Origin of the sequence: Methylobacterium sp. WL12, assembly GCF_008039475.1 — a bacterium.
Lineage (GTDB): Bacteria > Pseudomonadota > Alphaproteobacteria > Rhizobiales > Beijerinckiaceae > Methylobacterium > Methylobacterium cerastii.
In genome coordinates this window covers 99,062-106,948 of record NZ_VRUW01000009.1, presented here as the reverse complement: position 1 = coordinate 106,948, position 7,887 = coordinate 99,062, and the positions used below count along the sequence as shown (strand labels likewise).

Below are 7,887 nucleotides of genomic sequence, written 5' to 3'. Positions count from 1 at the left end.
GCGGCGGAGGGTGGCGAGGTCCGGCCCGTAGGCGGTGGCGGGCTTGGCCGCGATCACGACCTGCAGCACCTGGCTGATTTCGGGCGTCAGCGGCCGCAGCGGGTTGGCGACGCTGGCGCGGCCGATCCGCGTCACCGCTACGTCAAAACCCTTCGCGCCCTCGTAGCGCGCGGCCCGCGCGCCGCAGGGCTGGAGCGCGTCGAGGTTCGCGGCGGGCGTCGCCGGCTCGGGCGCTGGCGCGGGAGGGGGAAGCGGAGGCGGCGCATCCTGGGCGCGGGCCGGCGCGTCGGCGAGGCCGGCGGCGAGCAGCACGAGCAGCAGCGTTCTCATCGCAAGTCGTCCTCCCGGTGGTCGGGCCGTGGCAGGCGCGGCGCCGCGTGGTCCTCGACGCGGATCGGATCGAGGTCGAGCACCGCGCCGGAGCGGTCGATCGGGCTGCGCGACGGACCGATCTCGGCGAGCAGCAGCGCCTCGTCCTCGACGTCGTGCTCGCTGTCGAGGTGCAGCGGCGCGCGCCGGCCGCGAGCGAGGAGCCGGAGCACCACGGTGCCGGCGACCGCGCAAGCCGTGACGGCCGCCAGGATCAGGAGCGTTTCCATTGCCCGGCAGCGTTAGCCCAAGCGGCCGTCGCATGCACCCCGGGGCATGCACCCCAGGGTAAGTCCGCCCCGACGCGCCGGGCCGGGGTCCCGAAGCGGAACGGTCCTTGCCTCTTCGGTCCCCGGGCCGCCTGCGCCTTGCGCGCGCCGGGCGTCCCCGCCAAAAGCCCCTGCCCCCGTCTTCCCGGAGCCCGACCGATGCGAACGCACGCCCAGCGCGACCCGGAGGAGCTCGAAGGCCACCTCGTCGGGCTGATCGAGGCCTCGCGCGAGCAGGCGAGCGAGGACCCGTTCCGCAACCCCGTGCTGGCGGTGACGCTGGCGATCACCCGCCGCTTCGACCGGGACGAGATCGGCGAGGCCGACCTCGACGCGCTGTTCGTGCGCTTGCGGGCGCAGGCTTTGTCCGACCGCGCGGCGCGGTTGCGCGCCTATGTCGGGATCGAGCACCATCCCGATGCCGACGCCGCGATGCCGGCGCGCCTCGTCGCCGCGGTGCCGGACCGGTCTGACGCGTTCGAGCGCTTCCGCGACGGGATCGGCCGCACCGCCTTCGCCGTGGTGTTCACCGCGCACCCGACCTTCGGGATGCCGAAGGCCGTGGCGGCGCTGCTCGCCGAGGCCGCGAGCCTCGACGACCCGGCGGCGCGAGCGCCCCTGATCGAGAAGGCCGCCCAGCTCTCGACCCGGCCGGACGCGCCGATCACCCTGGACGGCGAGTTCGAGCAGGCCTGCGTGGCCGCCAACCACGGCCGCGAGGCGGTGGACGCCTTCAACGGCGCGCTCCTCGACGCCGCGCGCAAGCGCTGGCCCGACCGCTGGACGGAACTCGTACCGAAACCCTTCGCCATCGCGAGCTGGGTCGGCTGCGACACCGACGGGCGCACCGACATCGGCTGGTGGGACACCCTGCGCTACCGCCTCGAATCCAAGCGCATGCAGCTCGACCGGGTGATGCGCCGCCTGCCCGCCATCCCCGCCGCGGGCGCGGTGCGGGGTCTCGCCGAGGCGGCCCTCGCCGCCGTCAACCGCCAGCTCGCGGTGGCGCCGCGGCTCGGCGACAAGCCGTCGCTGGAGGCGGTGCACCGCTTCGCCCTGGCCCTGATCATCGAGCGCGAGCGCGCGCAGACCGATTCCGCCGCCCTGCTCGCCGGCCTCTCCGAGGCGGGGGCGGGGGCCGAGGACGACGCCGACCGGCGCAGCCTCGCGGTCCTGCGCTCGGGCATCGCCACGCATGGGCTTTCGAACGCGCTGCCGCATTTCCGGCTCAACGCCAGCCAGATCCACAACGCGGTGCGCCGGGTCATCGACCTCGAAGGCGAGCCGACCGACGCGGCGCAGCGCCGCTCGCACCTCTCGGCGATCCACACCCTGCTCAACGACGTGCAGCCGGTGGCGGTGGATTTCGGGGCGCTCGCCGCCGAGCGGGCCTCGGCCGCCCGCCTGATGATGACGATCGCGCAGATCCTCAAGCACGTCGACGGCACCCACCCGGTGCGCTTCCTCATCGCCGAGACCGAGACCGGCTACACGCTGCTGGCCGCGCTCTGGCTCGCGCGGCACTACGGCATCGCCGACAAGCTCGAGATCACGCCGCTGTTCGAGACCGCGAGCGCCCTGGAGCAGGGCATCCGCGTGCTCGACGACGCCCTGCGCAACCCGCACTGGCGGCGCTACCTCAAGCGCATCGGCCGGCTCACCGTGCAGTTCGGCTATTCCGATTCCGGCCGCTACGTCGGCCAGCTCGCCGCCACCTTCTGGATCGAGCGCCTGCGCCTGCGCATCACCGAGATGCTGGTGGCCAACGGGCTCGCCGACGTCGAGCTCGCGATCTTCGACACGCACGGCGAATCGATCGGTCGCGGCGCCCACCCGACCAGCTTGCGCGACCGCCTCGCCTACCTCGCGCCGGAGGACGCGCGCACGCGCAACCAGAAGGCCGGGATCAAGGTCCGCCTCGAATCGAGCTTCCAGGGCACCGACGGCTACCTGCTGTTCGGATCGAAGGCGATCGCGGAAGCCTCGATCGCGCGGGTGGCCGAGCACGTCTACGCCCTCGAGGTCGCCGAGGACGACGCCTTCCCCGACTACGCCCTCTCCGACGCGGCCGAGGGCGCGGACGCCGACGACGACCCGGTCTACGCCGAGACCGACTTCGCCCTGGAGTTCTTCACGGTCGTGCGCCAGGACATGGAGGCGCTGGTCGACGACCCCGGCTACGCTGCCCTGCTCGGCACCTTCGGCCCGGGGCTGATCGACCGGACCGGCTCGCGGCCCGTGGCGCGGCAATCGGATTCCGGCGGCCCGGCGCTGATCACCCATCCGCGCCAGATGCGGGCGATCCCCAACAACGCGATCCTGCATCAGCTCGGCTACCTCGCGAACTCGCTGCACGGGATCGGCCGGGCGGCGGGCCGCGCGCCCGACCTGTTCCGCGACATGCGCCGCGACTCGGTTCGGTTCTCCCGCGCCTTCCGCCTGGTCCAGCACGCGGCCTCCGTCGGCGACCTCGACGTGCTGCGCGCCTACATCGACACCCTCGACCCCGCCGTGTGGCTGGAGCGCGCCCGCCGCACCCGGAAGGACGGCCGCCGCGACGAACTCGTCGTCATCGCGGGCGCGCTGGACCGCCTCGACCTCGCGCCGAACCTGCGCCGCCTGTTCGGGCGGCTCACCACCGACGCGCTGAGCCTGCAGAGCACCGCCCCCGACCTCAAGAAGATGTCGGTGCGCCTCACCCTGCTCCACGCGATCCGCCTGGCGCTGATCCACCGGATCTGGTTCACCGCCGTCCACATCCCCGGCTTCCGGCCCCAGGCCGGCGTCAGCCGCGACCAGCTGCTGGAGCGGTTCCTGCGCCTCGACATCGACGGTTGCCTCAAGCTCCTCGACGAGATCTTCCCGATCACCCCCGACCCGACGCTCGGCCTCAACTTCGGCGAGCCGGCGGGCCCGCGCGACGTCGGCACCTACGAGGCCGAGCATTCGGGCCTGTTCCAGCCGATCAAACGGATGTTCGCCCAGGTGCGCGAGATCTCGGGGATGATCCAGCACGAGGTCGGGGCATTCGGGTGAGGCGGCGGCTTTTACGTGGTTCCGACCGGTAGGGGTGCGCCGCCCCCGCCATTCCGGGGCGCCGCAGGCGAGCCCAGGATGACGGGGTGGAGCGGGGACGGCCGCAGCCCGTGAGAAACCGCCCCCTCACACCCCCGTCACCCGCAGCACCGTCCCGTCGATCCCCGTGACCCGCACCCGCGCGCCGGCGGGGAGGTCGGGGCCGGTGATGCGCCACAGGGTGTCGTCGAAGCGGATACGGCCGGCGCCGTCGCGGATCGGCTCGGCGAGGAGCCCTTCGCGGCCGAGGAGGCCACGGTCGGCGCGGTTGAGGGTCGGGACGTGGCCGCGGCCGAGGCGGCGGGCGAGGAGCACCGCGGCGACGGCGAGGCCGGCGAAGAGCAGCACCTGCGCCTGCCACGGCAGGGGCGCCAGCGCTGCGACGAGGCCGGTGGCGAGCGCCGCGAGCCCGAGCCAGATCAGGAAGACGCCGGGCGCGGCCAGTTCCAGCCCGGCCAGCGCCAAGCCCGCGAGGATCCAGGCCCAGGCGGGACCGAGGATCGCGAGGGTCTCGGCGACGGTGTCGCGCAAGGTCACGACGCTCACGTCCGCGGAACCCCGACGCTGGGCGGCGCGCCGGAGCGTGGGCGCGCGGGCGCCGCGCCCTCTCCGAACACCGACTTCGTGATCTCGGCGATGCCGCCCAGCGTCCCGGCGAGTGCCGCCGCCTCGATCGGCACCACCACCACGCGCTGGTTCGGCGCGGTGGCGAGCGCCTTGATCGCGTCCACGTACTTCTCGGCCACCAAGAAGTTCGCCGCCGCGATGTCGCCCGCGGCGATCGCGGCGCTGATCATGCCGGTGGCCTTCGCCTCGGCTTCCGCCGAGCGCTCGCGCGCCTCGGCGTCGCGGAAGGCGGCTTCCTTGCGCCCTTCCGCCTCCAGGATCGCCGACTGCTTGCGCCCCTCGGCGCGCAGGATGTCGGCTTGACGGTGGCCTTCCGCCTCCAGCACCGAGGCGCGCTTCTCGCGCTCGGCCTTCATCTGCCGGGCCATGGCTCCGGCGAGGTCGGCAGGGGGCACGATGTCCTTGATCTCGATGCGGGTCATCTTCACCCCCCAGGGCGAGGCGGCGGCGTCCATCACCCGCAGCAGCCGCTCGTTGATCTCGTCCCGGTGCGAGAGCAGCTGGTCGAGGTCCATCGAGCCGACCACGGTGCGGATGTTGGTCATCGTCAGCGTGCGGGTGGCGACGTCGAGGTTGGAGATCTCGTAGGAGGCGCGGGCGGCGTCGAGCACCTGGTAGAACACCACCGCGTCGATGGTGACGCCGGCGTTGTCGCGGGTGAAGGCCTCCTGGCTCGCCACCTCGATCACCTGCTCCATCACGTTGACGCGGCGCCCGATGCGCTCGACGAACGGCGTGATCAGCCCGAGGCCGGATTCGAGGGTGCGGGCGTAGCGCCCGAAGCGCTCGACGGTGAAGACGTAGCCCTGCGGTACGATGTTGATGCCGGCGGCCAGCGTCACGATCACCAGGATCGCCGCCACGACCGCGAACGTGCTCAGACCGATCGAGAGACTCATCGCCATCCCCCCTGGCGCCGACGCGGCGCGCCGGCATCCTAGCGCAGCCGGAGGCGACTGCGCGATCGGGCGCCGCTCTTCCTGGTCAGGGGCTGGGTTTCTCCACGTCGTCCGGTAGGATCGGGTCCCCGCTCCCGAACGGGAGTGGGATCCGCGGCTTACCGCTTCCACACGCCGATGCGCTCGGTGCGGGCGTGGTCCTCGGCCGCCACCAGCTCGGGGGAGGCTTCCGGAGAGGCGCGGCCGCCGCCGTTGAACAGGACCACCTCGGAAAGGTCGCGGCCCTCGACGGTGCAGGAGACGTTCTCGCTGCCCGGCACCGGCGTGCAGGTGACCGGCCGGCCGGCGAGGTACTTGGAGAGCTCGTCGGCCTGGCCGCCCCGCACCCACTCGACGCCGAACAGATGCATCACCTTGCCGGCGACGCGCACGGTCGCGGTGTCGATCACCTCGGCCTTGCCGCTGATCGCGTTGGCGGCCGGCGCGGGCGGCGGCTCGGGCAGGCCGACCGTGTCGGCGGTCTCCGGCGGCGGCGTCACCGGGTCGGGCGACGGGGTATTGGGCACGGATGCGTCGGCTTGCGTCGGGGTCTTCGTCGGGGTCTCGCCCTCCGGCGCGCGGTTTCCGACGACGAGCCCGGCCGCCAGCACCGCGAGCAAGGCCGCCGCGGTGCCGCCCGCCAGCCAGCGCCGGTGCTGGCGCACGGATTCGCCCTCGCCCTGCCAGTCGCGCAAGCCGGCGGCCACGCGGCCGATCCCGTCGCGGGCCGAGGCGCCGACCTGCGAGGCCCGATCGCGCCAGGCCGGCTGGGCGACCGGGTTTGGCGCGGCCGTGCCGGGCGTGGCGGCGCCAGACGTGGTGGCGTTGAGCGTCGTCGCGTCGGACCTGGTTCTGTCGGCCGCGGCCCGGCGCGCGGCGAGCCAGGCGGCCATTCCGGACCGGACGCCGGAGACGCGGTCGACCGCGGATTCCGCGAGCGCCCTGCCCTGCTCGGTGGAGCGTTCGGCGAGGGCGCGGGCGCGCTCCGAGCCGGTCTCGACCAGGCGAGCGGTGGCCGCCCGCATCTCGGCGGCGCCGGCGATCAGCGGGGCGTCCCTCGTCACCTCGGGCTCGACCGGCGCGATCGCGGGGGGCACGACCGCCGGCAGGAACAGGGCCGGGTGCCGGGCCTGGATCTCGTCGACGAGCTCGGCCAGCGTCAGCGGCGCGTCGGACCCGGCGTGGCGGCGCGGACGGCCGTGGCGATCGACGACGCGATAGCCCGCCGGCTCGGCCGACGGCTCGACCGCCGCCTCGGCCAGCAGCTGCAGCGTGCGCACGGCCACCGGCTTCGGGTTGCGGCGCGCGATCTCGGCCTGGACCTCGCCGCGAAGAGTCGCGCGCTCGGGGGCGCCGAGGACTGGGCGCTCCGTCGGGGCCAGGGTTTCCGCATCCGGGGTTGTCATGGCGTCTCGTCTAGCCGTTGGCGCCGGCTCCGGGAAGCGCGCCGACCGTGGCGCCGCGGCGCAGCACACGGCTCGATTCCGACACGATCACCGGGCGGCCGCCGGCGAAGCTGACCTCCAGCACCAGCTCGGCCACCCCTTGCGAGCGCGCGCCGCGGGCCGGGCTGCCGGCCTGGAAGTCCACGAGGGTGCGCACGACGCAGCTCTGGAGCGCCGCGTTGCAGGCGGTGCGGGTGTCGCGCGGCTCGTAGCGCCGCTCCGGCCAGCGCTGCGCGAAGCGGCGCTTCTCGGCGAGCAGGGCCGCGAGCGTCGTCATCCGCCCGTGGAAGCGCAGGCGCTCACCGTAGAAGCGCGACGCGCCCGAGACCATGGCGCCGTTCGAGCCCGAGAAGGCGGCGAGGTAATCCTCGGTCAGGCCCTGCGCCTGTCCCGCCCAGTCGGAGAAGCGTGGATCGGCAGCCGCCTCGCGCGGGGCGGCGGGAATCCGCGGCGCGACGGTCAGCGCGTTGGCGGCCGGCGTGTCGGAGAGGCGCTGCGCGGCACGCCGCCGAAGCCGCGGCCGCTCGGCCCGGCGGCTTGGGCCGCCCATGGCCGCGCCGTCGCGCTCGGTCTCGGCGAAGGCCGGCGTCGGGTTCGACGCGTTTCCGGCGGGCTTGGCCGCCTCCCGTGTCACCGGGGCGGCCGGAACCGGCGCCGCGGTTGTGGCCGGCTCGACTGGGGCAGGCGGAGCCTCGGCCTTCGGGGCGAGCGGGGCCGCCGGTGTGCCGGGCGCGGCCTTCGCCGGCGGGTCGACCCAGCCCGGACGCGGCTCGGCCCGGGCCGCCCCGGCGGCGAGGATCAAGCCGAGCGCGAGCGCGGAACGCAGGCCGCCGACGCGTGAGGGATCAGGGCACATGGGATCACCGGAGGGTGGCCGGGCGGGGGGCGACGCGTTCTACGACGGCCGAGGTTAACGCGAACCGGTGGGCGCCCGGTTCCGTGCGGCTCTGCTCTGAAGCGCATCGGAGCCGGCCGATAGCGCTCGGGACACGCGAAACCGGATCTGCGGTCCCGGCAAGTTCGGAATTGCGGGGGCAACGGGGTTGAGATCGCCGGAACGGTACGCCACCTAGGCCGTATTCCGGGTCCGGGCCCCTCTGGCGGTCGAGGCGTCGACCGCGATGTCGGATCTCTGCCACGCCGTCGCCCCCGCGCCTCGCGGGT

Annotated in this window: 6 protein-coding genes and 1 pseudogene; 1 reads left to right on the top strand and 6 read right to left on the bottom strand. The window is 74.3% G+C overall.

The window, feature by feature from the left end:
* Positions 1-330 (bottom strand): annotated as a pseudogene (locus tag FV226_RS06155) (hypothetical protein); the annotation flags it as partial.
* Complete coding sequence (locus tag FV226_RS06150; protein ID WP_147762195.1) at positions 327-599, bottom strand: hypothetical protein; 273 nt, start codon at positions 597-599, stop codon at positions 327-329. The gene FV226_RS06150 and the pseudogene FV226_RS06155, both read right to left, overlap by 4 nt.
* Before the next feature lie 198 nt (positions 600-797).
* Here FV226_RS06150 and FV226_RS06145 point away from each other — a divergent pair, with 198 nt between their 5' ends.
* Positions 798-3,674, top strand: coding sequence for a phosphoenolpyruvate carboxylase (locus FV226_RS06145; protein ID WP_147762194.1), 2,877 nt, complete (start codon positions 798-800; stop codon positions 3,672-3,674).
* A gap of 126 nt (positions 3,675-3,800) precedes the next feature.
* Here FV226_RS06145 and FV226_RS06140 read toward each other — a convergent pair whose 3' ends face one another.
* The 4 genes from FV226_RS06140 to FV226_RS06125 form a co-directional block, all read right to left on the bottom strand.
* Complete coding sequence (locus FV226_RS06140) at positions 3,801-4,250, bottom strand: NfeD family protein (protein ID WP_147762207.1); 450 nt, start codon at positions 4,248-4,250, stop codon at positions 3,801-3,803.
* A gap of 5 nt (positions 4,251-4,255) precedes the next feature.
* Positions 4,256-5,239: an SPFH domain-containing protein gene (locus FV226_RS06135; protein WP_147762193.1), complete on the bottom strand. Its 984-nt coding sequence runs from the start codon at positions 5,237-5,239 to the stop codon at positions 4,256-4,258.
* Positions 5,240-5,397: 158 nt separating this feature from the next.
* Entirely contained in the window at positions 5,398-6,684 is a 1,287-nt protein-coding gene (locus FV226_RS06130) for a nuclease (RefSeq protein ID WP_147762192.1), read from the bottom strand.
* A 10-nt stretch (positions 6,685-6,694) separates the two neighbouring features.
* Positions 6,695-7,579: a hypothetical protein gene (locus FV226_RS06125; protein ID WP_246691512.1), complete on the bottom strand. Its 885-nt coding sequence runs from the start codon at positions 7,577-7,579 to the stop codon at positions 6,695-6,697.
* Positions 7,580-7,887 lie beyond the last annotated feature (308 nt).

Coding starts and splice junctions, on each gene's coding strand:
- FV226_RS06150 (WP_147762195.1), bottom strand. CDS start 599: ATGGAAACGCTCCTGATCCTGGCGGCCGTCACGGCTTGCGCGGTCGCC.
- FV226_RS06145 (WP_147762194.1), top strand. CDS start 798: ATGCGAACGCACGCCCAGCGCGACCCGGAGGAGCTCGAAGGCCACCTC.
- FV226_RS06135 (WP_147762193.1), bottom strand. CDS start 5,239: ATGAGTCTCTCGATCGGTCTGAGCACGTTCGCGGTCGTGGCGGCGATC.
- FV226_RS06130 (WP_147762192.1), bottom strand. CDS start 6,684: ATGACAACCCCGGATGCGGAAACCCTGGCCCCGACGGAGCGCCCAGTC.
- FV226_RS06125 (WP_246691512.1), bottom strand. CDS start 7,579: ATGTGCCCTGATCCCTCACGCGTCGGCGGCCTGCGTTCCGCGCTCGCG.